The organism is Thermosynechococcus sp. PP555 (genome assembly GCF_031583225.1).
Classification (GTDB): Bacteria; Cyanobacteriota; Cyanobacteriia; order Thermosynechococcales; family Thermosynechococcaceae; genus Thermosynechococcus.
The window spans coordinates 1339232-1364189 of the sequence record NZ_CP134168.1; the positions used below are offsets into that span (position 1 = coordinate 1339232).

A 24958-nucleotide genomic window follows, 5' to 3' on the forward strand; every position below is an offset into this window, starting at 1 on the left:
AACGGAAACGCAGCAACAATGAAAGCCGTTGCCATCACAGAATTTGGTGACCCCGATGTTTTAGCGCTGCGGGAGATGCCTGAGCCGCAGATTCAAGCTGCCAATGAGGTGAAAATTCAACTGCGGGCGGCCAGTGTGAACCCCATTGATACAAAGCTGCGACAGCGGGGAACATTTTTTCCCGATCGCCGGCCCGCCATTCTCGGCTGTGATGGCGCAGGGGTGGTCGTGGCTGTGGGTGCAGCGGTGCAGCGGTTTCGCGTAGGGGATGAAGTTTATTTTTGCTATGGGGGCTTGGGCGATCGCGGCGGCTGCTATGCCGAATACACCGTTGTTCCTGAAGTTGCCGTTGCCCACAAGCCCAAAACCCTTTCCTTTATTCAGGCCGCTGCCTTGCCCCTAGCAGTGATTACGGCCTGGGAAGCCTTGGGCGATCGCGGGGCAGTCCCACCTTTGAATGTCCTCTCCACCGCAAAAACCGTTCTCATCCATGCCGGGGCGGGCGGGGTGGGGCATCTCGCTATTCAACTGGCGCGGCGATCGGGGGCAACAGTTGCCACAACGATTAGTTCCGCAGCCAAAGCCCGTTTTGCTGAACGTCTCGGAGCCACCCTTGCCATTAACTACACCACCAGTGATTGGGTACAGGCAGTCTTGGACTGGACAGAGGGCAAAGGAGTTGATTTTGCCCTTGATACCGTTGGTGGTACCACCTTTAGCGACACCTTCAAAGCGGTGCGTCCCTATGGCACCCTCGCCACCCTCTTGGAACCCGCCGCCGATACGCCGTGGAAAATTGCCCGCCAACGCAACCTCTTGATCCAACTCACACTGATGCTGACGCCGCAACTCATGGGGTTGAGTGATGCCCTTGCCCATCAGGGCAAAATCCTTGAGCAGGTGGCCACCCTCGTGGATCGCGGCGAACTAGAGGTTGTTGTCGATAAAACCTTTCCCCTCGGTGCAGCGGCGGATGCCCATCGCTATCTCAGCCAACGCTTGGTGCAGGGTAAGGTGGTACTCGTCCCATAATTGGGGATTTTCTGATGGTTGCTCAGATTCTTGCCGCCCTTCTCATCGGGCTGGAACAGGCTCAAGGGGTGCCGACATGGCTCAGCCAAACGCCCCGCAGTGATGTTTATCGGGTTTGCCGCATTTTTAACGGACGCCTTAGCTATTGTGGCCGTTGGTTCACAGGGGAAACGGTGCTGTTGCAGAACAACTTCTATCGCACCTGCCGCATCTTTAATGGACGCCTCAGTTATTGTGGCCGTTGGTTCACAGGGGAAACGGTGCTGTTGCAGAACAACTTCTATCGCACCTGCCGCATCTTTAATGGGCGCCTCAGTGACTGTGGTCGGTGGTTCACGGGGGAAGCAGTACTGTCGGAGCCTCGACGCTAACTTATTCTGGCTGCGAAGAGGGATACAATTCTGGTGGCATTGGCTCCGGTTGCAGGCTCACGGTTTGCCGGCGATCGCCCCGTTGAATCTCTAAGGTAATGGTCTGCCCTAGCTTTGTTTGCTCAACCACGCTTTGCACCTGTTGCGGGGTGGGTTGATTGAGATCGTTAATTTTGGCAATCCAATCTCCCACTTGCAGACCCGCTTTAGCCGCCGGCGAATTGGGGGCAATACCAACGATTAGCGTCCCTTGGGTTTGATTCAGTGTCCAGTTGGGCTGATCTTGACGGATTTGGGCAGCCACTTCTGGCGTCAATTGCACCATGCGAATCCCCAGATAGAGGTGCTGGGCGCGCCCCGTAGTAATAATCTGTTCAGCAATGCGATAGGCCGTATTGATGGGAATGGCAAAACCAAGGCCCTGCGCTTGGGAAATCACGGCGGTATTGACGCCCACCACTTGACCAGCAGCATTCAGAAGAGGGCCCCCGGAATTGCCCGGATTAATCGCCGCATCCGTTTGAATGAAGCTCACCCGCTTATCGGCAGCGCCAATTTCATTACTGGCACGCCCCGTTGCACTAATAATGCCGGCGGTTACGGTGTTACTTAGCCCCAAGGGGTTACCGATGGCGATCGCCCACTCGCCCGGGACAAGGGTATCCGAATTCCCCAGCTGTACGGTGGGTAAATTTTCGGCATCAATTTGAATAACAGCCACATCCGTCAGGGAATCAGCACCCACCACCTTGCCGTCATATTGGCGACCATCGGGGAGCGTGACTCGCACGGCAGTAGCCCCCTCCACCACATGGGCATTGGTCATGACCTTGCCATCGGGGGTAAATATAAACCCAGAGCCTTGACCTTGGCGCAGCGGCACATCTGGTATTGGAAAAGGATTGAGAAAACTATCCTCTTGACTGCGGGGCAGTCGTAGGGTATCAATGCTCACCACCGCTGGCCCTGCCTCAGCAACCACCTTGGCAATGAAATTCTCCCCCGCATTGGGTCGCTCCGTGGGGGCAAGGGGAGGCAGAGACGCCTCCGTATTAGGGGTGGGGGAGTTGCGATCGGGCAAACGCAATGGACAGCCCGTCAGTGCCACAAGGGCGATCGCCATCCCAACGAGACTCAAGCGCGTGCGAACCATACTCAACTCAACTCGGCAGCAGATCCACTCTAGCCTTATCCTGAAAATAGTGAGTTTGTCGAACCTCTGCTGGCATGCTGACTGTGATTAGCTACCTCGAACAGCCCATGACCTTTGATAGTTTCTTTGGACCTGTGACCCTGCAGCCCGGTCGCAATGAAAATGTCGATGAGCGGCGCTGGCGCAACTGCAAAACCCACAATGCTGACCTGCAAGCGCTGCTCAAAAAGGGGCTTATTGTGGTCGAAGACGTGGGGGTCAGCTCATAGGCCATGACGGATGCAGTCGCTGCCCTCTTTCAGCAAGGGCAACAGGCCTTCGAGCGGGGAAACTACCAACAATCGATTGCCCTTTTAGGACAGGCGGCGGCGCTGGCGGAGGGAAATGCGGTGCGATCGGGGGAAATTAACCTCTGGTTAGTCACGGCCTATAGTGCTGCTGGCGATCAAGGGGCTGCCGTCAGCCTCTGCCGTCAACTCCAACGACACCCAGATCATCACACGCGGCAGGAAAGTCGTCGCTTGCTGGCGATTTTGGAGGCTCCCCAACTCAAACGCCGTCCGGAATGGTACAGCGAAATTCCCGACCTATCCCATGTGGGCGATCGCGCCTACACGTCCCCCTACAGCCGTTCCCCGAAAAAGCCATCGGCTGCCACCCCAAAACCCCAAGAACCACCGCCCCCTGCTACGCCTTTACCGAATGCCTTCATCTGGCTTGCCCTCACGGGCTTGGGCGTGGTCACACTCTTGGCAGCTTGGCTATAGTAAACTTCCCACCGACTAAAGTCGGGGGCTTTCAGTATCGGAATCTAGGAACACATGGGTAGAGAGCCACGGCAAGGAAACGCTGGTGTCTATCGATGAGAGGGGGTTTGACTCTCGAGTGGAGTGTGAGTATGGGTGGTCAGCGCAAGGCCAACGAATTGATGGAGAGCGAGCGGGGAAGCGTCAGAAAAGAGAGAGTTGAGTCGCAGGACGGTATAGACACCAGAAAGACTTCATCGCCCCAATCCTGTTTTCAGGATATTTGAATGCGGTAGGGTTTGTGAGCTGGCTGAGTCAGTACTGTTTGCCGGCATTAAAGAGACCTTCGTTGTTGATGATGGATAATGCACCAATTCATCCAAAAGGGGCGATTCAGGCAGTGGTGAAAGCGGCGGGTCACGAGGTGTTATTTTTACCGAAATACTCTCCTGATTTGAATGTGATTAAGCACGACTTCAGTGCGTTGAAGCGATCGCGGAGGTATGCAGGGTCAAACAGTTCGATTGATGAGGTGATTCGCAATTGTTGTGCTGGATAATGTCTTATTCTTTGTCTTATTCTTTATTGGAATAGCTATATTTGCCCACTTGTGCATCAGTGGAACCAACAACGTGTCTTTTCATCCGCCTAAAGTCACTAAAGAGGGGTATCAGCGCAGACCGGCCTAGGCGATCGCGCGCTGCAGATGATTTTGCAAGGTTTGAGTGGGCAGGCCACTCTGGAGATGCTGCCACGGTAAGATCGTCTCCTCTGGCCAATGGGCAGTGACGTAGGCTTCAAAGTCGGGCAACTGGCCTTGCAGTTCCTTAAATGCCCGCCGATAACTGCCCAAGGAAGTGCCGTAGTGGCGTACCTGCTCAAGCAGGGGAGCAAGCCGGCGATCGCCCCGCGAAATTAAAGCTTGAATCAGCGAGTCATTATAGGATTCAGGACGAAACTCAATCCCCAATTTGGCCAATTCTTTTTTCAGGAACTTAAGACGTTTTTCGGCCACGGGTTGCACGCCCCACCACTGAAAAGGAGTATGGGCCTTGGGCACAAAGGTACTACAGCCAAGGGTGAGTCGCAGGCGCGGCGCTGTTTTTTTCAATTGACGAAAAAGCTCTACCGTGGCTTCGACATCGGCATCGGTTTCTGTGGGCAGTCCCACCATGCCATAAAACTTTAGCCCCTTGAGGCCACCGGCTTGGGCATGGCTGGCAGCAGCAAGAATCTCCTCAGTCTCAAGCTTTTTGTTGATCACTTGGCGCAGCCGCTCAGACCCCGTTTCGATGGCGATCGTCAGGGATTGACTGCCCCGTTGACTCAAGAGTTGGGCAAGGGATGCAGTGACCGTATTTGTGCGCACAGACGCTAAACTCACCCGCACATGGTCAAATTGTGGTTGGCCTAGATGCTCAATCAAGGCGGGAAATTCGGGATGCTGGGTAATCGAGGCACCCAAAAGCCCTAGGCGATCGGTGACCGCTAGCCCCCGCTCAATGGCAGGAATCAGTGTTTCGAGACTGGGCGTGCGAAAGGGCAAGGTCAAATAACTGGCCAAACAAAAGCGACATAGCTCTGGACAACTGCGCACCACCTCCACCATGTAAATCTTTTCCCAAGCGGCGAGGGGGGTGACCACCGTTGAGGCAGCAAGGGTATTGCCGCGATGGACTTGTTTGGTCACTGTGGCGGGTACCGTGGGCTTTCGGGGTTCAATTCCTTGAATCGGGCCTGTGGCACTGGCATAACTGACGGCATAAAGACTGGGGACATAGAGGCCGGACACTTGGGCAAGGGCTTCCAACTGTTGCGATCGCGGGGCAGCGCGCACCTGTGCCATGGTCGTCAAAAACGGCTCAAGGAGGGGTTCGGCATCCCCCAGTAAAATCACATCGAAAAAGTCGGCAAAGGGTTCGGGATTGGCCGTCAGCACTGGACCACCGCCAAAGACCAAAGGATGGCGATCGTGGCGATCGCGCTGCCAAATGGGAATGCCCAACTGCTCCAACAGCGCCAGTAGATTGCCGTAGTCCAACTCCCACGAGAAGGAAAAGCCCACCAACTGCGGATCCCGAGGCAGTGGCTCCTGCACATCGGTAAAGAGGCGACTCACGGCCACATCAGGACGGCTGGCCAGTTGTGCCCACACTAGTTGATACCCTAAGCTGGTGATCCCAACGCTGTAGGTATTGGGAAAGCCGTAGATGACCCGCAGTGCCTCTGGCCGCGGGCGGGATCGCTCAAAAAGGAGGGTTTCAGCAGTAAAGGGGGAATTCACCTAGGTTTCCGTTGACTTGCGGCGGCTGGTTTTTGCGGTCTTGGTGGCCGTCTTTGTACTGGTCTTTTTGGTGGTTGATTTTGGTTTCGGGGCAGTGGCTGTTGCGCTGCGGCGGGTTTTCTTCGGTGCTTTCTCCGCCAAGAGGGGCAGGGCTTGCTCAAGGGTCATGGTCTCTGGACTCACCCCCTCCGGTAGTGAGGCATTCACCTTACCGTGGTTGACATAAAGACCATAGGGACCATCAAAAACTTGCACTGGCTCGCCATCCTCTGGGTGAGTCCCCAACACCGCGAGCACCTGCTTCTTGGCACGGCCACGACTGGATTTTGGGGTTGCCAGTAGCTCTAGGGCACGCTCTAGGGTAATCGTATAGACATCATCCTCCCCCTTGAGGGAACGATAGTCCTTCTCACCGTCGGGGTCATGGACAATGTAGGGGCCAAAGCGACCTTGATTGGCCTGAATCAGCTTGCCCGTTTCGGGATGAACTCCCAATGTGCGGGGCAGCGACAACAGCGTAATCGCCAAGTCTAGGGTAACTTCGTCGGGACTGACCCCCTTGGGTAGAGAAGCTCGTTTGGGTTTTGGATTGGCCGCTGTGGCTTCCCCCAACTGTACATAGGGGCCAAAGCGTCCCGTGAGTAAGAAGATCGGTTCCCCGGTTTCAGGATGCACGCCCAGCTTGTCGGGACCCTCTAGTTTTTGGCGAATTAATTGCTCCACTTGTTCGCGGGTGAGGCTACCGGGAGTGGCATCTTGGGGCAAGGAGGCTTTAATGGGTTCGCTGCCATTGCCATTTTGATAGACGACAAAAGGACCAAAGCGACCCACCACCACTTCGGCATTCAGTTCTGGCAGGGCGATCGCCCGGGCTTCTGTGGACTCAATTGTGCGCTCCCGCTCTTTGACCTGCTGCTCAAGGCCATTTTCACCCAAGTAGAAGGATTCAAGGTAGGGCTGCCACTGCACCTCCCCCGTGGAAATATCATCAAGGGTTTGCTCCATCCGCGCCGTGAAGTTAATGTCCACTAAGTCGGGGAAGTATTTCTCCAGCAGTGCCGTAACCGCAAAAGCAGTAAAGGTGGGTTCAAGGGCATTGCCCCGCCGAATGGCATACTCGCGGTCTTGGATCGTGCTGATGATCGTGGCGTAGGTGCTGGGACGCCCAATGCCGGCTTGCTCGAGGGCTTTAACCAGGCTGGCTTCGGTGTAGCGTGGCGGCGGCTGGGTTTCGTGACCGACACTTTCAAGGGCTTGGCAGCGGAGAATATCCCCCACCTGCATCAGGGGCAGCATCACCTCTTGGCTTTCAAGGGCGGCATCGGGATCATCCGACCCTTCCACATAGGCACGGAAAAAGCCGGGAAAATCAATGCGTTTACCGTGGGCACGGAAGAGGGCATCCCCTGCCGTAATCGAGACCGTTAGCAGGGTGACGCGGGCATCGGCCATTTGTGAGGCCACTGTGCGCTTCCAGATCAGGTCGTAGAGTTCCAGTTCCCGATCCTTAAGGCCAGTTTCTTGGGGGGTGCGAAACTGACTACCCGCAGGGCGAATCGCTTCGTGGGCTTCTTGGGCGCCCTTGGTTTTGGTGGTGTATTGGCGCGGCTGGGGCGACAAAAAGGCTTTGCCATACATGGCTTCCACACAATTGCGGGCAGCAGCGATCGCCTGTTCCGACAGATGCACCGAGTCCGTGCGCATATAGGTGATATAGCCCTCTTCATAGAGCTTTTGGGCAATGCGCATCGTCTCCTGGGCGGAGAGGTGCAGTTTGCGGTTGGCTTCCTGTTGCAGCGTCGAGGTGGTAAAGGGGGGAGCCGGTTTGCGGGTTTGTTGGCGCTCCTCCTGTTCAGTGACCGTCCATGTTTCCGTCAGCAGGCGATCGCGCAGGGCATTGGCCGCCGCCTCATCCAAAAGCAAGACCGCCTCAGGGTTGCGCACCTGTCCTGTAGCAGGATCAAAATCATTGCCCGTGGCCAAGCGTTGACCGCCGACACTCACCAAACGGGCTGGAAAGAGGGTTCCCCGTTGATCCAGCGTGGCCTTGAGATCCCAAAATTGCCCCTTGCGGAAGGCCAGCCGTTCCCGCTCCCGTTGCACCAATAGACGCACTGCCACCGACTGCACCCGCCCCGCCGACAGATGGGGAGCAATTTTCCGCCACAGCAGGGGCGACAGGGTATAGCCCACCAGGCGATCGAGGATACGCCGCGTTTCTTGGGCACGCACCAGTTGTTGATTGACATCGCGGCAATTGCGCAGGGCTTCTTGGATGGCCTCTTCCGTAATTTCATGGAAGACCATGCGCCGCACGGGCACCTTTGGCTCCAACAGTTGCAGCAAGTGCCAACTAATACTTTCCCCTTCGCGGTCTTCATCGGTCGCAAGCAGGAGTTCGTCAGCAGTTTTCAGTGCGGTTTTCAGGTCTTTGACAACTTTTTGCTTGTCTTTGGGGACAATGTAGAGGGGTTCAAAGCCAGCAGCGACATTCACCCCTAGGGTTGCCCACTCCTCCCCCTTGAGTTCAGGGGGCACATCAGCAGCGCTGCGGGGCAGATCACGAACATGACCCATCGAGGCTTCAACGCGATAGTCCGGGGGCAGAAATTTGCGAATGGTACGGGCTTTTGTCGGGGATTCAACGATAACAAGGGTGGACATAGCAGATGCTGCGGGATGGGTTTTTCGGCACTCTCAAGTTTAGCGATCGATCATAGAATTGTGTTCTCCCACCGTATCATGGGGAGCAAGGAGAAGCACTTCTTATATTGATAACCCTAGCCTAACCAATAGGCGATGCGGAGAATCTGTTTAGTCAGCATAACGGTTTTTTTGCCCGTGAAGTCTCTTGCCGCGTCGTCTTTCTTGCCGATGGCCAAATTATTGAGGAAGGATCGCCCCAAGAACTGTTTCGTCGTCCGCAACAGGAGCGAACCCGCCTCTTTTTAGAGCCTGTGCTGGTAAGATACTAGCCCTTGTAGGCCTTGATGCATTTTTCAACAAGGGGCTGCACCGCATCCACATCCTGCCAGCCAAGAATTTCAGTCACTTTCTTTTGCAGATTCTTGTAGGTACGGAAGAACTCAGCGATTTCTTCGAGGCGGTGGGGCGCAATGTCCTTGAGGGACGTCACCTCAGCATAGCGAGGATCATCAACAGGCACACAGAGAATTTTCTCGTCGCGATCGCCACTGTCAATCATCTCCAGCATGCCAATGGGACGGGCAGGAATCACACATCCCGGAAACGTCGGCTCATCCATGATCACTAGACCATCGAGGGGATCGCCATCATCCGCCAGTGTATTGGGAATGAACCCATAATCATAGGGATAGGTCACCGCCGAATAGAGCACGCGATCGAGGGCAAAGACGTTCATTTCCTTGTCAAACTCATATTTATTCCGACTGCCCCCCGCAATTTCCACCAGCACATTGACAACACCCGGCTTGGGTTGGGCAGGAATACGGCTCAGATCAATACCCATAGAATCATGTCCACGCAACAAGTCTCCATTTAATCGAGATCGGGACATTGAAGCAAGCACCCAATCAAGAACAGCCCTAAAGCGCTTGTAGCTATAGATTGACATACTCCCCCGCCTAAAATCGAGAGATTCTTGACACTTCAACGGCGCGATCGCTCCTCCATGTCCCGATGCCCCATCCCGACGATAGCCTTTGTTTGGTCAGAGTGTTGGACTAGATATGATGTTCTTCGGTTAGCAGTGGCCATAGTCCCCAAAGGGCAAAGAAAAGGAACATGAGGCCATAACGATGAGATAGGAAACTGAAGTCTAGATGCTGATTCAGTATACTGATCAGAAAAACGCCACACCCCATAGGAAGGGCTTGGATCACTGCAGCGTAGATCATGAAGGAACGGAGTAAATTTGTTCTGGGAACCTTGATCAACTGCAGTGAGAGTAAAACAGCGATCAATAATGTCAGAGCAATAACTCCAGTGCTGGCAAATGGCATGGAAACATTCAGTTCATTTAACTTGTTCCCAGCAAAAAACGGTGGAAATGAATCAGGTAGAATAAGGTAAAATGGCATCACTATAAAGATGAGCGTTAGTATAGAGAGAGATAAGTAAGTCAACGCTACTCGCCTAGCAGCAATCCGCCAAAAAAGAACCAGTAATGGGGGCAGTAGTGTTAGAAAATTGCTTCTTGAAGCCAAGGCAATGCCTGTAAAAATACTCGTACTAACCTTTGCGATGACTGAATTAGATGACAAAGCTTTTATTTGCAGAAAGATTGCTGTTAAAATATAAATACTATTAGCAATCAAATCACCACCCGAAATATATTCATGCTGAAATGCAGGTGATAAAACTGCTAGAAATATAAACATTACAATGGCTGAAACATGACTTTCTAGATATATTGTTGTTAAACAAAGAAATACTGCTATCCAAAATAGATTTTGATAGGCGCTGTTGCCCATTAGGATAAATGGTGCAGCAATGAGTATAGCACCGGGTAGCGGCGTGATCTGTCCACCGAGATGAGTGGTTGCAAAATAGGGGTATCGTCCCTGTATAAGTTCCCAAAAAGCAATATTCAATGCTTCGTCGCGATCGCTCCCACGTCCTAGAAGACCTGCTGTTTCTAGTGGATACAGAATCCAAAAAGAGGTGATACCAAAAACAATAGTGATCGCAAGGACACCAAAATAAAATCTGGAAACAAAAGCGAAAATCTTAGTCTTAAATTTTAGCAGAAATAAGAATACCAGTGTAACAATTAAAATATAGCTAGAAACGCCGATTAAACCGAAATATTTTTGAATCAGTGCCGTTGATGGCAATGAAAAAAGCAACAAAAAAGCAACTAACAAATAAACCTTATAGCAATTACCTTTCACCATATTGAGATTAAACCTAAGTATTTTTACAGGAATATTAAAACCGCATTTGCACTACGGCTAGCCAGTTAATGGCGAGAGCCATCTCTTTTTACAATCATAGGGTGGAGTTAGCAATACCGAGCATTTGAGCTAAAGACCTGTCAATCACTAGCCATGCAATAGCTCCTAGCAAAAGGACTAGATTGATCCCTTGGGTCGCTTTCCGCTAAGGTTTTGGGGAGTCCCTTGTCAGCTTTGCCCTATGTCTCTAAAGCAGTTGGTGCTTGCAGCCCTCAGTGTCGTGGTCGCTGCCCTCATGACGGTGTCGTTGCTGGGCAGTTATTTAGAACCCCAAACCCAAGGGCAAATTAACCTATTTCAGACCAATTTGTCACTACAAGCCCGAGAATGGCAGGGTCTGGGAGATGCCACAACCCGCGATCGCCTAGTGGGCAATTTAGAAGCTGCCATCCAAGCCTACGAAGCGGTGCTGGCAACCCCCACACCGCAAAATCAGCCTCTGCGTCTGCAGTTGGGACTGCTCTATGCTGAAGCAGGGCAGCGCGATCGCGCCCTCAACACATGGCAACTCCTCATTAATGAGGCTCAAGGGACAACCCGCAGTACCGCAGAAGTGCTGATGGCTTTGTGGGCTGATTCCCCCCAACTGCTTCCCGATGGGGAAACGTTGATTAAAAACACCCTTCAAGGCTGGTTTCGCGATCGCGCCCTCGAACGCCTCTATGAACTGCAACAGCGATCCGACGCCCTGATGACCTTGACCCGTGCAGAACAGCAGCGCGCCCAAGCAGCCTTCTATCGCCTTGCCCTGATTGGCACAACTCCTCTGCTAGGAAGTTTGATTGGGATTGTTCTTTGGATGGTCTGGATCTATCAACACCTGCGCCGCCGCCAGCACGGGAACACTCTGCCACCCCTGACCCCCGTGACATGGGGCTGGGAAACCCTCTGGGAAGGCATGGTAATCTGGTTTACTCTCTTTTTTGCCATTAGCTTGGTGCTCATGCCCTTGGTGCGCTCCCTGATTGGCATGGGACTGCCGCTGCGCTCTGCGATGGCTCAAACGCTGTATGCCTTAGTGAGCTACGGGATGATGATGGTTGCTGGCTTGGGCTGGCTGTGGTACTTTCTGCGTCCCTTTGGTAAGCGCCCTGCGGATTGGTTATGTTGGCAAGGGGGGTTAGGGGGTGCCTTGCGTTGGGGGGTCGGCGGTTATTTGGCGGCACTGCCCTTAGTCGTGGTCAGTTCGCTGATTAGTCAAGCCCTGCTGAAAAATCAAGGGGGCGGCAATCCTTTACTGGAAATTATTTTACAAAGCCGCGATTACACCACCTTTGCCCTACTCTATGTCATGGTGGCAGTGATGGCGCCCTTCTTTGAGGAGATTCTCTTTCGGGGATTCTTCTTTCGTTCGGTGCAATCCTATTTGCCCCTCGGCACTGCCATGGGGGTGACGGGACTCCTCTTTGCCATTGCCCACCTGAATTTAGCCGATCTATTGCCCTTGACAGTTTTGGGAACCGTGCTCAGCTACATCTACTGGCGATCGCAAAATATCGGTGCAGCCATGATTCTCCACAGCATCTGGAACAGTGGCTCCTTTTTGGGCTTGCTTCTATTGAGCGGCGGGACGGAAGCGGGGTTCTAACTGCTGCACCAACCACTGGCGGGGCACCAACCGACCAGCAAGGGCAAGGAAGCGATTGGCGGGCTGACCGGGAATGACCGTGGCCACATCGGTTTGCAACGCCGCAAGGGTTTCGGCAACCACCTGTTCGGGAGTGTCCTGCCGGGCAATGAGAGCCGAGTTGCGGGTCATATCGGCACGCTCAAAGAAGTTGGTGGCAGTGGGTCCGGGACAGACGGCAAGTACCCGAATACCCAAGGGTTTAACTTCTGCCCACAGGGCTTCGCTGAAGTGGCGAACAAAGGCTTTGCTGGCGGCATAGACGGCGAGATAGGGCAGGGGCTGAAAGGCAGCAATGGAGCTAACGTTGATAATCGTGCCTTGACGACGGGGGCGCATTTCTTGGAGCACGAGATGGGTGAGTTCTACTAGCGCTGTGATGTTCACTTGGAGCATGGCTGTCAATTGCTGGCGATCGCGCTCGTCAAAGGCCCCATAATCGCCAAAACCAGCATTATTGACTAATACATCCACCGTTAGTCCTAGGGATTGAATCTGTTCATAGAGGCGGAGCGCCGCATTGGGTTCGCTAAGGTCTTGGGGAATACCTACAACCGGTACTTGGGTGCTGAGCTGCGTCTTTAGCTTTTCTAGGGTGTCGAGGTGGCGACCAGTGAGAATCAAAGCGTGCTGGCGATCGGCCAAGGCTTGGGCAAAGGCCTGCCCTAATCCCCCCGTTGCCCCCGTAATCAGTGCGGTTGCCATAAAATAAAATTGTTACGAAACTTAAAGATCGCTATTCTAAAAGTAATACATTTCGGGAATGGGCAGAATGACCTCTACGCTTTCAGCCACCGCAGCTTTTCCCACCGCAGATTGGACTTGGCGTGGCCATCACATTCGCTACAGCGTCAATGGCAGTGGTGCCCCAGTGGTGTTGGTTCATGGTTTTGGTGCCTCTATTGGTCACTGGCGCAAAAATATCCCTGCCCTCACCGCCGCAGGTTACCGTGTTTATGCCCTTGATTTACTGGGTTTTGGTGCTTCGGCAAAGCCGGATTTAACCTACAGTTTGGATCTGTGGACCGAGCTACTGGCGGACTTTTGGCAAGCCCACATTGGGGAACCCGTGGTTTGGGTAGGGAATTCCATTGGTGGTCTGCTGTGTCTGATGATGGCGGCTCGCTATGGCCACACCTGCCGTGCGGTGAGTGTTCTCAACTGTGCCGGGGGACTCAACCACCGTCCCAATGAACTGAATTGGATGCAAAGCCTCTTTACGGCCATCTTTCGCACCTTGGTTGCCTCTCCCGGCATTGGTCATTTGATCTTTAACCAGATTCGGCAGCCGGAGCGCATCCGCAAAACCCTGACCCAAGTCTATGCCAATCCCGACGCCATTACCGATGAATTGGTGGAACTACTGCATCGACCCGCCATGGATGCCGGCGCCAAGGAAGTGTTTGCCCGTGTGATTTCAGCACCGCCGGGACCGAAAATTGTGGATTTGCTGCCAGAAATTCAAGTGCCGATTCTGGTGCTCTGGGGTGAGGTGGATCCTTGGACGCCGGTGTCGGGGACTCAGCACTTTGCAGCCCATCAAGATCGCTTGCCGATTCGCATTGAGCGACTGCCCAATACTGGCCACTGCCCCCATGACGATCGCCCGGAGCTGGTGAACCCGATCCTCATTGAGTGGTTGCAACAGTTGGGACACGCCTAACTCAAGAGGCAAGCAAGGGCATCGAGGCTTTCTGGCAACTGGGGCAAGAGAATGCGATCGCCGACCATGGCAGCACACAGCAGCATCATATAGAGAATCGAGAACTTAAAGAGGCTGCGTGCCTGTTCTTTGTCCTCTGGGGCTTGGGTCAACTGCCACGCGCGGTAAATAAACCAACTACCAAGGGCGATCGCCACCACACCATAGCCCCAGCCCACGACACCACAGGGGTAGATTAACAGCAGACTGGTGGGCACCAGTGCCAAGGTGTAGAGAAAAATCTGCCGTGCCGTGACGCGATCGCCGTTAACCACCGGCAGCATCGGCACCCGCACACGGGCATAGTCCTCTTGAATCAGCATCGCCAACGGCCAAAAATGGGGCGGCGTCCAGATAAAGATAATGGCAAACAGCACCCAAGCCGCCCAACTCAGTTCTCCCGTCACCGCTGCCCAACCCACCAAGGGGGGAATCGCCCCAGCCGCACCGCCAATCACGATATTTTGCGGCGAAGACCGCTTCAGCCAGTGGGTATAGACTCCCACATACACCGCAATTCCGGCCATAGCAAGGCAGGCACTCAGGAGATTGGCAAAGACCGCCAAGAGGCTAAAGGCCGTTGTTGCCAAGAGCACTGCTAGAAACACCGCTTCCCAAGGAGCCACCCGACCCGCTGGCAAAGGGCGATGGCGCGTCCGCTCCATAATGGCATCAATATCGCGGTCATAGAGACAGTTGATCGTATTCGCTGCCGCCGCTGCACAGGCACCACTGACAAGGGTTATTAGGAGCAATTGGGGAGCCACCCGACCTTGGCTTGCTACTTCCATTGCTGCCGCAGTTGTAATCAAAAAGAGCAGAATTAAGCGCGGTTTGGTGAGTTGGACATAGTCCACTAATTTTGTCGAGAGATCCCCCGTTGAGGAGGAAAGTCTGGCTAGGAATGTCATGCGAGCCTCAAGATCGTTCAAAATTCATGCTTCAGGGAACCAGCTTGGCGATCGCGCCATGCCAATGTGGAAATGGCAACCAACACCCCCAAGAGGGTGGCGCCAATCATTTGATGGGCAACGGTGAGTGCCGGCACCTGTAGCTTTAGTTGTAGGGTGCTCCAGCCCAAGGCCACTTGCAGAACCACCACCGGCAGAAGCGAGAAACTCAGTTGCCGCAAGAGGGGAGCCGAGGCTGGGCTACGCCAAGCAACAATCACCACCCCTAAAACGCTCAGGGTGGCTGGGACAACACCGATCAGATGGCTATTGAGGACTACACACAGGCGATCGCCATAGAGGCACTGCTGCACTGCCCACTGCGAAGACACCAAGCCCCCTAACAAACTTTGGCCATAGACACATAGCGCGGCAATCACTGCGGCAATCCGCAACCAACGGGCGCTCCCCGTACCCCGAAAGGGAGCTAAACCAACGGTGATGGCTGCCAAAAGGCAAAAGAAGAGCAGTCCTGTGCCCAAGTGAGCGGTAACAATTTCAAAGCGCAGCAACTCAGTCACCGTCAGGCCACCGAGAATCCCCTGCACAATCACAAGGCACAATGCCGCCGCAGCAGCAGAGGGCACCCAAGGGGGCAGAGCTTGCCGCCAAGCCACACTCAATCCTACAAAGGCGATCGCCATCAGCCCTAAACTGGTGGCCAGCAGGCGGTGAAACCACTCTAGGAAGATTTGCAAATCCATTTGCGGTACCAGCGTGCCAAAGCACAACGGCCAATCGGGACAGGCTAAACCGGCATCCATCACCCGTGTGGCACTGCCCACCGCCATCAAAAAGAGGGTAAAGACCGTCATCAGCAGCACGAGGCGAAAAATCCACTGGCGACGGGCACTGGGATCACTGCCTAGGGTCAAGGGTGAGACATGAAAAGGCCCCAGCACGGATTTTTCCTCGACAGCAACAACTTCTTCATGGTAAAGAAGCTAAGGGGGGGATCAGGGCTAGCGTGAAAATCTATAGCTTTTCTTTAAGTTTTCGCTAGAGTATAAATTTTTCTTGCATTTGATTGCCGAGTTTGAAGGTCTAAAACGATGGCTCTCCGGCACTGGGTTGACGCTGCAAAAAGTGGAGAAAATCCAAGAGTTCTTCATCGCTCAGTTGCTGGCGCGATCGCTTGCCATAGCGTTGCAGCAAACAAGCCCGCCCTTGGGCTTCTGTCCATCCCAAGCGTTTCATTTCCACGGTAGTTTGGGCAATTTCATCCGCTAAATCCACGGGTTCGCGCTTAGGGGGGGGCTTCTCGCTAGCCGGTTTGACCGCTGGCTTACTGCGGCGGGAATTGGCAGGAGTGGTGGGTTCCAAGAGCAGATCAGTATTGCTGGCCTCTGACCAAGGAGCTGCCTCGAGGACTGCGGGGGTGCGGGGAATCAGTTCCGCCTCCGTTTGCACAGGGAGGTGAATACCGAGAAGTTGCAGGGCACGCTGGCGAGCACTATCTTCCGCCTGTTCTAGGGTGGGGGCAGCAGCCATCCCCGTGGCTAGAATCGTGTCGCCCACAAGGAGGGTGGTTTTGACAATAAAGAGGCCGTCATGGATTTGCAATAAATCACTGACAATGCTGCCGGTGGGATAGCGGCGGTGGAATTCGCTCATGGGGTTGCCGCAATAAAACGACGCATCGAGTTGATCTTATCCTATCCTTGCTGAAGGGCTGGCCTAGAGGAGATTCAGTACTGCCTTGTGAACCGCAGCCGATTGCAGGTAGGGTTGATAGTCGGGCACGGGGGCTGTGAAGGTGTGTTGCCATTGGTGGATCAAGGCAGTGGGGTCAGGGGGCAATGCTGCTAGTTCAACCCCCGCCATACCCGTATCGGCCATGAGGTAACTCACCTTGGGATCATAACTGAGGGCAAAACAGCGACAACCCACACTAGCCGCCATGATCAGGGCATGGAGGCGCATGGCGATCGCCCCCGCCGTTGTCGCCAACAGTCCCTTCATCTCGCGGGGATCCTCACAGGACACGAGTTGCGTCTGCTCAGGGACTAATGCCCCATAGAGATCCTCAGCCAAGGGCAAATCCTGTTGGGGCTGAAAGGGCAACAGCAAAAGCGGTACCCCCGTCTCTGCCTGCCACTGCCGCAAGGCCATTTTCAGAAGCTGCCAGCGATCGCCCGTGAGGTGTCGATGGGGACGTAAACACACAGCAATGGGTGCCTTGTCCTTGGGAGGTAGCACAGGACGGGCTGACATCAGCCACACGGGATCGGCACCCTGTTGATGGGGAATGCCCCACTGCCGCAAGAGAGCCGCTGACCCAGAATCGCGCACCGTGACTGCAAGACAACGCCGCAGAAGGGCCCGTGTCCACCAACGATAGAAAGGCGATCGCAGAGGGCCAATCCCCTGTGCCCAAGCAATAGTGCGACAGCCAAAGCGCTGTGCAAGGGTCATCAAACCAAGGTAATAGAGGGGGCTGCGCCAACTGGTGACATCCTGAATGAGGCTCCCACCACCCCAAATGAAGGCTTGGCTCTGTTGTAGGGTGCGCAGCACCTTTGGCCACTGGCGGCGATCGCAGGTAGCAACGCCATAGCGGGCTGCTGTGGCTGTAGGATTGCCGCTGAGGACAACCGGTGAAACGTGGGGCGGCAACTGTTCGAGGAGCGTTGCCAAGAGGGCTTCATCCCCGGCATTGCCATAGCCGTAGTAGCCACAGAGAAAGACTTGACTCATGCGACAGGCTCCACTAGCGGCACTGCCTGAAGAATGTCTTGAAGAACGTTGATCAAGGCGGAGGTAGGTTGAATGGCTGGCACCAAGGAAACAGCGTGGTGGGGATACCTGACTTGCAATGTCGCCAGTTGGCTGTGAACCTGATCAACGGTTTTACCGCCAAAGAGAAAGTAGCCATAAATTTTGCTACTGGTATACCCCTGAGCCATCCGCCTCTCAATGGCATGGTCTAAACTTCCCACTTCGGTCAGCAGCGCTGGACGCACACCACAGGTCTGACACAGTTCCTCAAACCAAGGGTGAACTTCAGGCCGACGACTGCCGTGGCCAAGGAGAATATCGGCGGCTGCATCGGCGATCGCCTGCCGTAACCACGCTTGAAACAGGGGTTGCCCCCCTAAGAAGGTCAATAGTTCTAAAGGTAAAGGCGAGTCAGTACTCGCGATCGCCTGCGGCAGATCCACCACCACATGGTTGCCCGGTAGTAAAAACAGGGGTAGGATGACTACCCGCTGAGCGCCTTGACGTTGCGCTTGGCCACTGAATTCCTGAATCTTGTTAGGTAGTGGTTCTTCCTCAAGGGTGCCCCAGCCCACCATTCCTAGGCGGGTGAGTTGCTGACACAAAAAGGCCATTGCCGCCTGTGGCTCAGGGGCAGGACTGCCGTGGCTAATGAGAAAATAGGCCATCATGATGGGGCAGAAAAGCGCGATCGCCAAGTTTCGCTCAACAGTTCCTGTTGCGGTACCAAGACCTGTTCCCCAGAGGCCAGCCACTTCAGCTGTACTGTGCCATCGGCCGCTTCGCTCTCGCCAATCACCAAACAAACGGTGGCACCGACGCGATCGGCGCGTTTGACCTGTTTACCAAAGGCACTGCCGCTGAGATCCATTTCTACGGTATAGCCTTGATGCCGCAATTGCTGTGCCAAAATCAGGCCTTGGCGTTCGGCAGCTTTGCCACGGGTCACCATATAAAGGTAGGGTTGATCACGCGGCGGCAACGGGCGATCGCGCAGGAGTAAAATCAACCGTTCCAGTCCCATCGCCCAACCAATGGCGGGGGTGGCAGGTCCCCCTAATTCCTCGACAAGGTGATCGTAGCGCCCCCCTCCACAGACGGTTCCCTCGTTGCCCAAACGCAAATCCTGAAATTCAAAGGCGGTATGGGTATAGTAGTCGAGGCCGCGCACAAGGGCAGGATTTATCTGGTAGCGGATGCCCAGATCCTGCAAGAGGGATTGCACCTGCTCAAAATGGTCGCGCGATCGCGGACTGAGATAGTCCAACAGCCGCGGCGCTTCCTTAACAATCGCTTGGGTGTGAGGGTCTTTGCTATCGAGGATGCGCAGGGGGTTGCGGTGGAGGCGTTCTTGGGAATCGGGGTCTAACTCTGCTTTGTAGGGGGTGAGGTAATCCACCAAGGCCTGACGATATTCACTGCGATCCTCGCGATCGCCCACGGAGTTGAGCATCAGGGTTAACTCCTTCAGTCCCAAGGCCTGCAAAATATCTAAAGCCACAGCAATGACTTCGGCATCGGCACGGGGATCGGCACTGCCTAAAACTTCCACCCCCAACTGGTGAAACTGGCGATAGCGACCGGACTGTGGCCGCTCGTAGCGAAACATGGGCCCTAGGTACCACAGGCGTTGGACGCCCCCTTGGCTGTGCAAACCATGTTCAATATAGGCGCGCACCACCCCCGCCGTGCCCTCTGGCCGCAGCGTCAGCGACCGTTGAGCGCGATCGCTAAAGGTGTACATTTCCTTACTGACAATATCGGTGGCTTCGCCAATGCCCCGCTCAAACAGAGGGGTTTGCTCAAAAATGGGAGTGCAAATTTCGCGGTAGGCAGCGCGATCTAAAATCTGGCGAGCAATGGTTTCTAAATACTGCCAATAGACCCGCTCAGCGGGCAAAATATCGCGAGTTCCCCGTGGTGCTTGCAAACCCATGTGTGGTCAATGCGCAAATGAAACAGACGTATTATACCTGCCTAGCTTCCTAGTAACTTCTCCACCCGCTCTAGAACCTCGCGAATGTGCTTTAATTCCCCGAGAATTTCCTTGAGGAGATCATCTGTCGGATTGGGGGGCGTGGTTTTTAATTCCACTTGGAGGGTGGTAATGCCCATCACGTCACGGGCAAAACGAGCCACTTCATTGGGGTGAAACAGCAGCGGTTCACGACGGCTTTTGCGATGCTCTGGATTGAGGCGTTGGGGATCAAAGGGGGGATTCATGGTTTCATGATTGGTGTTGACATAACGATAAATAGACGCACGGGAGCGGCGGAGAGTTTGCTGCACTTGATCAATGGTCATTAACTCATCCCCCCCGGCAGGATAGGAAGAACGCTGCATTGAGAACGGCCAAACGGTAATGTTGCTATCAAACTTATTTTACTGTAAGGATATGGACATCAAATCGTTAGGTTTTCATGCTAATTCCTTTGGCGCTAGGCGGAAAGGGGCGTTGTTGCTGTGCCAATAGGCCACTGGCAAATGACAGTGCCATTGCCGAGCGATCGCCCCCCGCTAAATCCGCAAGGGCTTGGACACGTGCCTCACTGGTTAAGTATTGCACACGAATTACCGTTGTGGCGGTACTGGGATCAATGTCCTTTTGCACCAAATAGTGATGATTAGCCGCTGCCGCAATCAAGGATTGATGGGTAACGCACAACACCTGATGGGTTTGCCCCAATCGGCTTAAACTCTCGGCGATCGCCCCCGCGACGCGGCCAGAGACCCCGACATCAATTTCATCAAAAATCAACGTTTTCGGTGTTTGCTGTGTCGTCAAGCAGGTCTCCAACGCCAGTAAAAATCGGCTCATTTCACCGCCAGAGGCCACCTCCCCAAGGGGTTGCAGGGGTTGACCGGGGTTGGCGCTCCAGAGAAAGGTAATCTCATCACTGCCGCTACTACTGGCTTCTGTGGTCGTCAACTGCACAGTAAAACGGGCTTGGGGAAGTCCAAGGGGGCAAAGGTGGGTAAGGAGGTCTTGTTCGAGGCGTTCTGCCGCCCTTAGTCGTAATTCGTGAAGTTCAGCACTGGCTTGTTCAAGGGCCTGCCGCAGTTGGGCAACTTCTGCCGCTAGGCGCTCTTGGCTGATGGATTGTTGACTCAGGGCTGCTAATTCTGCTTGGATGCGATCGCGATAGGCAATAACACTGGCCAAATCAGAGCCATACTTGCGACACAGGCGTTGTAATTGGTGAATGCGCTGAGCTAGGGCATCGAGCGTAGCTGGATCCGCATCGAGGCGATCAGCATAACTGCGCAGTTGGCGGGCGGCTTCTTCGGTGTGGGCGATCGCCCCCTCTAACAATTCGCTCATCGGCTGAAGCGCTGGATCCCAGTCGACAATGGATTGCAGTGCCCCTTGGGCTTGCGCCAGCAACGTCACCACACTGGGTTCCCCTTCGTAGAGGAGGTAATAGGCCTGTTGGCTTTGGCTTTGCAGTTCCTGCACATGGCTGAGGCGTTGGTAATCCTGTTGCAATTGGGTCAGTTCTTCAGGGTCGTCTAGGGCAGCCGGCAGCAGTTCTTGCAGTTGAAAGTGCAGTAAGTCGAGTCGCTGGAGCCGTTGCTGTTCCTGAGCGGCAAAATCCTGCAATTCCCGTTGCCGTTGTTGCCATACTCGGTAGGCGTCTGCCACCCGCTGCCGCTGGCTCATTAAGGCCTCGCCCCCATAGCGATCGAGCCAATCCCGCTGTTGAGAAGCGCTGGCCAGTTGCACTGCCTGTCCTTGAGCTGTCAGGCGCACAAGGTGCCGCCGCAATTCCTGAAGTTGCTGGCGATTCACTAGCACACCATTGACCCGGCTGCGACTGCGAAAGGTTTCCCCCTTGAGACTAAACTCGCGGCTACAGATCACCTCATCCCCTTCAGCATCAATTTCTAGGGTGGCCAGCCAGTCTCTCACTGGGGGGGTCAGGGTGAAAATAGCTTCGATACAGCCCTGCTCTGTCCCCGATCGCAATTGCCGCGCCGAGAGCTTCCCCCCAAGGAGAGCATCAATGGCATCGAGGAGAATCGACTTGCCTGCCCCCGTTTCCCCCGTGAGGACATTCAACCCCCGCTGAAAGGTCACCTCTAGCTCCGCAACGAGGGCAAAGTTCTGAATCCGCAGCGTTTGTAGCATTGTGGCTCCACTAGAGCAACGGTTCTAGGGCCATCCTTGAGCAAAGGGCGGTGACCCACTTTTGGGATCGTGCGACTTGATTTTGTACCGCTGATTAGCCTACATAGTATGAAGGTAACATTTTGCAACAATGTGAGGAGCGACCGCGCGGATGATCACGGAGGCAGCGATCCCGGCCACGGTTCCCAAGGAATTTTTAGGTCCACCAGTGGGCTTTAATCCCACTTTAGTGATGTTTTTTGCCGCATTTGCGATCGCCATTCTATCCACTTGGGGCTACTTTCAGGGTCACTGGCCGGGCTGGGTCTCATTTGTGGCCAATATGCTGGCCTTGCACCTCATGGGCACAGTAATCCACGATGCCTCCCACAATGTTGCCCACAGTAACCGCATCATGAATGCAATTATGGGTCATGGCAGTGCCCTGATGTTGGGCTTTGTTTTCCCTGTCTTTACGCGGGTGCACATGCAGCACCATGCCCATGTCAATGATCCCGAAAACGATCCCGACCATTATGTTTCCAAAGGGGGTCCCCTGTGGCTAATCGCGCCCCGCTTTTTCTACCACGAGGTTTTCTTTTTTAAGCGGCAGCTTTGGCGGAAGTACGAACTCCTAGAGTGGTTTCTCAGTCGCTTGACGCTGGTGGGCATTGTCACCTTTGCGGCGCTTAATGGCTATTTAGACTACGTGCTCAACTATTGGTTTTTGCCCGCTGGGGTGGTGGGTCTGATGTTGGGGCTATTTTTTGACTATTTTCCCCATCGTCCCCATACCGAGCGCGATCGCTGGCACAATGCGCGGGTCTATCCCAGTCGCCTCCTGAACATTCTCATTTTTGGCCAAAACTATCACCTCATCCATCACCTCTGGCCGAATATTCCTTGGTACAAAGTGCAGCCGGCCTACTACGCCGTTAAACCGCTTCTCGATGCCCACGGCTGCAAACAAACCCTTGGTATATTGGAACCAGGGAATTTCTTGCCCTTTCTCTATGATGCTTTGGTGGGTTTGCATTTCCATCGCCCTCGTTCTTCCTGAGGTGAATCTCCGATATGCTGGCTGACGCTGCGGGCGATCGCCCCCCTGTGGTGGCGGTTGAGAACTTACAAAAGTCCTACCGTAGCGGATTTTGGCTGCGGACGGTGCTCACGCCCCTCAAGTCTGTCTCGCTGCAAGTGCACCAAGGGGAAACCTTTGGCCTGCTGGGACCCAATGGTGCCGGTAAAACCACCCTGCTGAAGATTCTCTTGGGGCTAGTGCAACCCAGTGCAGGGCAGGGTACGCTGCTGGGACATCCCTTGGGCGATCGCGCTGTGCGACAGCGGATTGGCTACCTGCCGGAAAATCCCTACTTTTACGACTATTTAACCGCTTGGGAGTTTCTAGAGTTTACGGCGGGACTCTTTGGCCTCAGTGCTGCCACCCGCAAGGAACGCATTCCTCTGCTGTTGGAAATGGTGGGCCTCAACCTCAAGGATGCCCGCAAAAAGCAAATGCGCCGCTACTCGAAGGGGATGGTGCAGCGGGTAGGATTGGCGCAAGCCCTGATTAACGATCCCGAAGTGGTCTTTTTGGACGAACCCATGTCGGGTCTCGACCCCCTTGGCCGCTACCAAATTCGCGAGATCATTCTTTCTTTAAAACAGCAGGGTAAGACTATCTTCTTTAATAGCCATGTGCTGGCGGATGTCGAGGCCATTTGCGATCGCATTGGTATTTTGGCGCAAGGGCAATTGATTTGCGCAGGCGGTGTGGATGAACTCCTTGGCAGTAGCGAAGCTTATCACGTGGTGGGCAAAGGCGGTCATGTGGATGGCCTTCAGGAATGGCTCTATTCCTTAGAAATTCAGGGCGATCGCTGGCAAGGCGTGATCAAAATTCCCCTCCAACGCTTCCTCACCCTCGTTGAAGAGATGGGCGGCAAAATCCTCCAACTGCGCCTTGCGCGCCCCACCCTCGAAGAGTTTTTTGTCGAACAACTGCGTCAACAGGGGATTCAAGTGACCCATTAGGGAGCTTAGGATAGCGACAATCCGTCTGAAGCTCTAGTGATCTAAGGATTGATTCATGCTGAACTGGCGCCGTTTTCTCTGGTTGAGTTGCTTGGCCGCTCTTTTAGTGGTTGCCTGTGGTACCTCTGCCTCTTCTGTGGCCACTGATGCCCTCAGCCAGCAAATTGAGCAATTGCGACAGGCGCCCCTCACCGTCGTTGTTGAGAATGGCCAAGGCCGTCCGATTCCCCATGCCCGCATCCAACTGCTGCAGCAAAGCCATGCCTTTCCCTTTGGCGTTGCCCTTGACACCGAGATGTTTCGCCCCTCCCCACCCGCGGCTGCGCCTTGGTACAAACAAACGGCTCAGGCAAACTTCAATGCGGCGGTTCATGAAAATGCCCTCAAGTGGTATCAATTGGAGCCAGAGCAGGGCAAGCTGGACTTTACCATGGCTGACACCATTTTCAGCTGGGTGCAGGCCCAAGGCTGGCCAATGCGGGGGCATACCCTTTTTTGGGAAGTAGAGCAGTTTAATCCCCCATGGCTGAAAACACTGCCACCAGAGCAATTGCGCGCAGCGGTGAAAAACCATGCCATTGCCGTGTGTCGCCACTATCGCGGTCGGATCAACGAATTTGATGTCAACAATGAGATGCTCCATGGCAATTTTTTCCGCAGTCGCTTGGGTGAGGGCATTGTCAAAGAGATGTTTGCATGGTGCCGTGAGGGCAATCCCGATGCGATTCTCTATGTCAACGACTACGGCATCATTGAGGGCGATCGCCTGAATGACTATGTTGAGCAGATTCGTCGTCTCTTGGCGCAAGGGGTTCCCCTTGGCGGGATCGGTATTCAAGCCCATCTGGAATATCCCTTGGATGAGGCCAAAATGCAGCGTGCCCTCGATACCCTCGCCCAGTTCAATCTGCCCTTGAAAATTACCGAAGTGAGTGTGAGTTTGGCGGACGAACAACAGCAGGCCCAGACCCTGCGCCAAATTTACCGCATTGGTTTTGCCCACCCCGCAGTCAAGGAAATTTTGCTTTGGGGCTTTTGGGCGGGGAACCATTGGCGTCCCCAAGCCGGACTCTATCGCCAAGACTTTTCCGCCAAGCCAGCGGCGATCGCCTACCGCAAACTCCTTTTTGAGGACTGGTGGACAAGGGTGACGGGTCAAACCAATGCCCAAGGCCAATGGCAAGGACGCGGCTATCTTGGTCGCTATCGCCTAACAGTGACAGCCCAAGGCCAAACCCGCACACAGGAGTTGACACTGCCTCAAGGGGGGAAAACCGTCACCGTTCGGCTATGAGC

24 protein-coding genes are annotated in these 24958 nt (G+C 54.5%); 10 read left to right on the top strand and 14 right to left on the bottom strand.

All coding sequences use genetic code 11. The features are described from left to right. Positions 1 to 18 precede the first annotated feature (18 nt). Positions 19 to 1032 (top strand): zinc-dependent alcohol dehydrogenase family protein, encoded by a 1014-nt coding sequence (locus RHH27_RS06465; protein WP_302679130.1) that lies wholly within the window; start codon positions 19 to 21, stop codon positions 1030 to 1032. A 14-nt stretch (positions 1033 to 1046) separates the two neighbouring features. Further along, positions 1047 to 1403: a hypothetical protein gene (locus RHH27_RS06470; RefSeq protein ID WP_302679131.1), complete on the top strand. Its 357-nt coding sequence runs from the start codon at positions 1047 to 1049 to the stop codon at positions 1401 to 1403. A gap of 1 nt (position 1404) precedes the next feature. Here the strand turns inward: RHH27_RS06470 and RHH27_RS06475 are convergent, their stop codons facing one another. Beyond that, complete coding sequence (locus tag RHH27_RS06475; protein WP_302679132.1) at positions 1405 to 2556, bottom strand: trypsin-like peptidase domain-containing protein; 1152 nt, start codon at positions 2554 to 2556, stop codon at positions 1405 to 1407. 74 nt (positions 2557 to 2630) lie between these two features. Here RHH27_RS06475 and RHH27_RS06480 point away from each other — a divergent pair, with 74 nt between their 5' ends. The 3 genes from RHH27_RS06480 to RHH27_RS06490 all read left to right on the top strand — a co-directional run bounded on the left by RHH27_RS06480 (position 2631) and on the right by RHH27_RS06490 (position 3861). After that, positions 2631 to 2825, top strand: coding sequence for a hypothetical protein (locus RHH27_RS06480; RefSeq protein ID WP_149817974.1), 195 nt, complete (start codon positions 2631 to 2633; stop codon positions 2823 to 2825). Positions 2826 to 2828: 3 nt separating this feature from the next. Next, entirely contained in the window at positions 2829 to 3323 is a 495-nt protein-coding gene (locus tag RHH27_RS06485; protein ID WP_302679133.1) for a hypothetical protein, read from the top strand. Between the two features lie 262 nt (positions 3324 to 3585). Continuing rightward, on the top strand, positions 3586 to 3861 hold the full coding sequence (locus RHH27_RS06490; protein ID WP_302679134.1) for a transposase: 276 nt from the start codon (positions 3586 to 3588) through the stop codon (positions 3859 to 3861). A gap of 126 nt (positions 3862 to 3987) precedes the next feature. Here RHH27_RS06490 and RHH27_RS06495 read toward each other — a convergent pair whose 3' ends face one another. The 4 genes from RHH27_RS06495 to RHH27_RS06510 form a co-directional block, all read right to left on the bottom strand. Continuing rightward, the gene (locus RHH27_RS06495) at positions 3988 to 5586 is read right to left on the bottom strand and encodes a radical SAM protein (protein WP_302679135.1); all 1599 of its coding nucleotides are present in this window, start codon (positions 5584 to 5586) and stop codon (positions 3988 to 3990) included. Beyond that, a complete protein-coding gene (gene topA / locus RHH27_RS06500) occupies positions 5587 to 8250 on the bottom strand; it encodes a type I DNA topoisomerase (protein ID WP_206199462.1) in 2664 nt (887 codons plus the stop codon). It abuts the gene before it with no gap. A gap of 307 nt (positions 8251 to 8557) precedes the next feature. Further along, the gene (locus RHH27_RS06505; protein ID WP_149821614.1) at positions 8558 to 9070 is read right to left on the bottom strand and encodes an inorganic diphosphatase; all 513 of its coding nucleotides are present in this window, start codon (positions 9068 to 9070) and stop codon (positions 8558 to 8560) included. A 220-nt stretch (positions 9071 to 9290) separates the two neighbouring features. Beyond that, complete coding sequence (locus RHH27_RS06510) at positions 9291 to 10463, bottom strand: hypothetical protein (protein WP_302679137.1); 1173 nt, start codon at positions 10461 to 10463, stop codon at positions 9291 to 9293. A gap of 241 nt (positions 10464 to 10704) precedes the next feature. Between RHH27_RS06510 and RHH27_RS06515 the strand changes: the two genes are divergently transcribed. Next, positions 10705 to 12111, top strand: a complete 1407-nt coding sequence (locus tag RHH27_RS06515) for a type II CAAX prenyl endopeptidase Rce1 family protein (RefSeq protein ID WP_302679138.1) — start codon at positions 10705 to 10707, stop codon at positions 12109 to 12111. Here the strand turns inward: RHH27_RS06515 and RHH27_RS06520 are convergent. After that, entirely contained in the window at positions 12079 to 12855 is a 777-nt protein-coding gene (locus tag RHH27_RS06520; protein WP_302676432.1) for an SDR family oxidoreductase, read from the bottom strand. The genes RHH27_RS06515 and RHH27_RS06520 overlap by 33 nt on opposite strands. A gap of 67 nt (positions 12856 to 12922) precedes the next feature. Between RHH27_RS06520 and RHH27_RS06525 the strand changes: the two genes are divergently transcribed. Next, complete coding sequence (locus RHH27_RS06525) at positions 12923 to 13813, top strand: alpha/beta fold hydrolase (protein ID WP_206199465.1); 891 nt, start codon at positions 12923 to 12925, stop codon at positions 13811 to 13813. On the opposite strand, the gene RHH27_RS06530 is transcribed toward RHH27_RS06525, so the two are convergent. The 8 genes from RHH27_RS06530 to recN all read right to left on the bottom strand — a co-directional run bounded on the left by RHH27_RS06530 (position 13810) and on the right by recN (position 21649). Then, positions 13810 to 14763, bottom strand: a complete 954-nt coding sequence (locus RHH27_RS06530; protein ID WP_302677839.1) for a heme o synthase — start codon at positions 14761 to 14763, stop codon at positions 13810 to 13812. The two genes, RHH27_RS06525 and RHH27_RS06530, sit on opposite strands and share 4 nt — an antisense overlap. A gap of 17 nt (positions 14764 to 14780) precedes the next feature. Beyond that, positions 14781 to 15704: a heme A synthase gene (locus tag RHH27_RS06535; protein ID WP_302677840.1), complete on the bottom strand. Its 924-nt coding sequence runs from the start codon at positions 15702 to 15704 to the stop codon at positions 14781 to 14783. Between the two features lie 142 nt (positions 15705 to 15846). After that, a complete protein-coding gene (locus RHH27_RS06540) occupies positions 15847 to 16416 on the bottom strand; it encodes a hypothetical protein (protein ID WP_206199467.1) in 570 nt (189 codons plus the stop codon). A 63-nt stretch (positions 16417 to 16479) separates the two neighbouring features. After that, entirely contained in the window at positions 16480 to 17499 is a 1020-nt protein-coding gene (gene csaB, locus RHH27_RS06545; RefSeq protein ID WP_302677841.1) for a polysaccharide pyruvyl transferase CsaB, read from the bottom strand. Then, complete coding sequence (locus RHH27_RS06550; RefSeq protein ID WP_302677842.1) at positions 17496 to 18191, bottom strand: sirohydrochlorin chelatase; 696 nt, start codon at positions 18189 to 18191, stop codon at positions 17496 to 17498. The genes csaB and RHH27_RS06550 overlap by 4 nt, the downstream gene beginning before the upstream one ends. Continuing rightward, positions 18188 to 19456 (bottom strand): histidine--tRNA ligase, encoded by a 1269-nt coding sequence (hisS, locus tag RHH27_RS06555; RefSeq protein WP_302677843.1) that lies wholly within the window; start codon positions 19454 to 19456, stop codon positions 18188 to 18190. The genes RHH27_RS06550 and hisS overlap by 4 nt, the downstream gene beginning before the upstream one ends. A 41-nt stretch (positions 19457 to 19497) precedes the next feature. Beyond that, the gene (locus tag RHH27_RS06560; protein WP_206199471.1) at positions 19498 to 19863 is read right to left on the bottom strand and encodes a resolvase; all 366 of its coding nucleotides are present in this window, start codon (positions 19861 to 19863) and stop codon (positions 19498 to 19500) included. 67 nt (positions 19864 to 19930) lie between these two features. Continuing rightward, positions 19931 to 21649 carry a DNA repair protein RecN gene (recN, locus tag RHH27_RS06565; protein WP_302677844.1) on the bottom strand — a complete coding sequence of 573 codons (1719 nt, stop codon included), beginning with the start codon at positions 21647 to 21649 and terminating at the stop codon, positions 19931 to 19933. Between the two features lie 154 nt (positions 21650 to 21803). On the opposite strand from recN, the gene crtR reads away from it, so the two are divergent. Genes crtR through RHH27_RS06580 form a run of 3 tightly spaced genes read left to right on the top strand, consistent with a single transcriptional unit; the run spans position 21804 to position 24956 of the window. Continuing rightward, positions 21804 to 22688 carry a beta-carotene hydroxylase gene (gene crtR, locus RHH27_RS06570; protein WP_399364977.1) on the top strand — a complete coding sequence of 295 codons (885 nt, stop codon included), beginning with the start codon at positions 21804 to 21806 and terminating at the stop codon, positions 22686 to 22688. 14 nt (positions 22689 to 22702) lie between these two features. Next, entirely contained in the window at positions 22703 to 23662 is a 960-nt protein-coding gene (locus tag RHH27_RS06575; RefSeq protein ID WP_302677845.1) for an ABC transporter ATP-binding protein, read from the top strand. A gap of 55 nt (positions 23663 to 23717) precedes the next feature. Further along, the gene (locus RHH27_RS06580; protein WP_225901509.1) at positions 23718 to 24956 is read left to right on the top strand and encodes an endo-1,4-beta-xylanase; all 1239 of its coding nucleotides are present in this window, start codon (positions 23718 to 23720) and stop codon (positions 24954 to 24956) included. Positions 24957 to 24958 lie beyond the last annotated feature (2 nt).

What these genes read in the sequence shown, in the direction of transcription:
- RHH27_RS06510 (WP_302679137.1), bottom strand. Translation starts at nt 10,463, where the DNA reads ATGGTGAAAGGTAATTGCTATAAGGTTTATTTGTTAGTTGCTTTTTTG.
- RHH27_RS06560 (WP_206199471.1), bottom strand. Translation starts at nt 19,863, where the DNA reads ATGCAGCGTTCTTCCTATCCTGCCGGGGGGGATGAGTTAATGACCATT.
- RHH27_RS06580 (WP_225901509.1), top strand. Translation starts at nt 23,718, where the DNA reads ATGCTGAACTGGCGCCGTTTTCTCTGGTTGAGTTGCTTGGCCGCTCTT.
- topA (WP_206199462.1), bottom strand. Translation starts at nt 8,250, where the DNA reads ATGTCCACCCTTGTTATCGTTGAATCCCCGACAAAAGCCCGTACCATT.
- RHH27_RS06470 (WP_302679131.1), top strand. Translation starts at nt 1,047, where the DNA reads ATGGTTGCTCAGATTCTTGCCGCCCTTCTCATCGGGCTGGAACAGGCT.
- RHH27_RS06515 (WP_302679138.1), top strand. Translation starts at nt 10,705, where the DNA reads ATGTCTCTAAAGCAGTTGGTGCTTGCAGCCCTCAGTGTCGTGGTCGCT.
- RHH27_RS06480 (WP_149817974.1), top strand. Translation starts at nt 2,631, where the DNA reads ATGCTGACTGTGATTAGCTACCTCGAACAGCCCATGACCTTTGATAGT.
- RHH27_RS06520 (WP_302676432.1), bottom strand. Translation starts at nt 12,855, where the DNA reads ATGGCAACCGCACTGATTACGGGGGCAACGGGGGGATTAGGGCAGGCC.
- RHH27_RS06530 (WP_302677839.1), bottom strand. Translation starts at nt 14,763, where the DNA reads ATGACATTCCTAGCCAGACTTTCCTCCTCAACGGGGGATCTCTCGACA.
- csaB (WP_302677841.1), bottom strand. Translation starts at nt 17,499, where the DNA reads ATGAGTCAAGTCTTTCTCTGTGGCTACTACGGCTATGGCAATGCCGGG.
- RHH27_RS06475 (WP_302679132.1), bottom strand. Translation starts at nt 2,556, where the DNA reads ATGGTTCGCACGCGCTTGAGTCTCGTTGGGATGGCGATCGCCCTTGTG.
- RHH27_RS06550 (WP_302677842.1), bottom strand. Translation starts at nt 18,191, where the DNA reads ATGATGGCCTATTTTCTCATTAGCCACGGCAGTCCTGCCCCTGAGCCA.
- RHH27_RS06485 (WP_302679133.1), top strand. Translation starts at nt 2,829, where the DNA reads ATGACGGATGCAGTCGCTGCCCTCTTTCAGCAAGGGCAACAGGCCTTC.
- RHH27_RS06525 (WP_206199465.1), top strand. Translation starts at nt 12,923, where the DNA reads ATGACCTCTACGCTTTCAGCCACCGCAGCTTTTCCCACCGCAGATTGG.
- hisS (WP_302677843.1), bottom strand. Translation starts at nt 19,456, where the DNA reads ATGGGTTTGCAAGCACCACGGGGAACTCGCGATATTTTGCCCGCTGAG.
- RHH27_RS06540 (WP_206199467.1), bottom strand. Translation starts at nt 16,416, where the DNA reads ATGAGCGAATTCCACCGCCGCTATCCCACCGGCAGCATTGTCAGTGAT.
- RHH27_RS06575 (WP_302677845.1), top strand. Translation starts at nt 22,703, where the DNA reads ATGCTGGCTGACGCTGCGGGCGATCGCCCCCCTGTGGTGGCGGTTGAG.
- RHH27_RS06465 (WP_302679130.1), top strand. Translation starts at nt 19, where the DNA reads ATGAAAGCCGTTGCCATCACAGAATTTGGTGACCCCGATGTTTTAGCG.
- recN (WP_302677844.1), bottom strand. Translation starts at nt 21,649, where the DNA reads ATGCTACAAACGCTGCGGATTCAGAACTTTGCCCTCGTTGCGGAGCTA.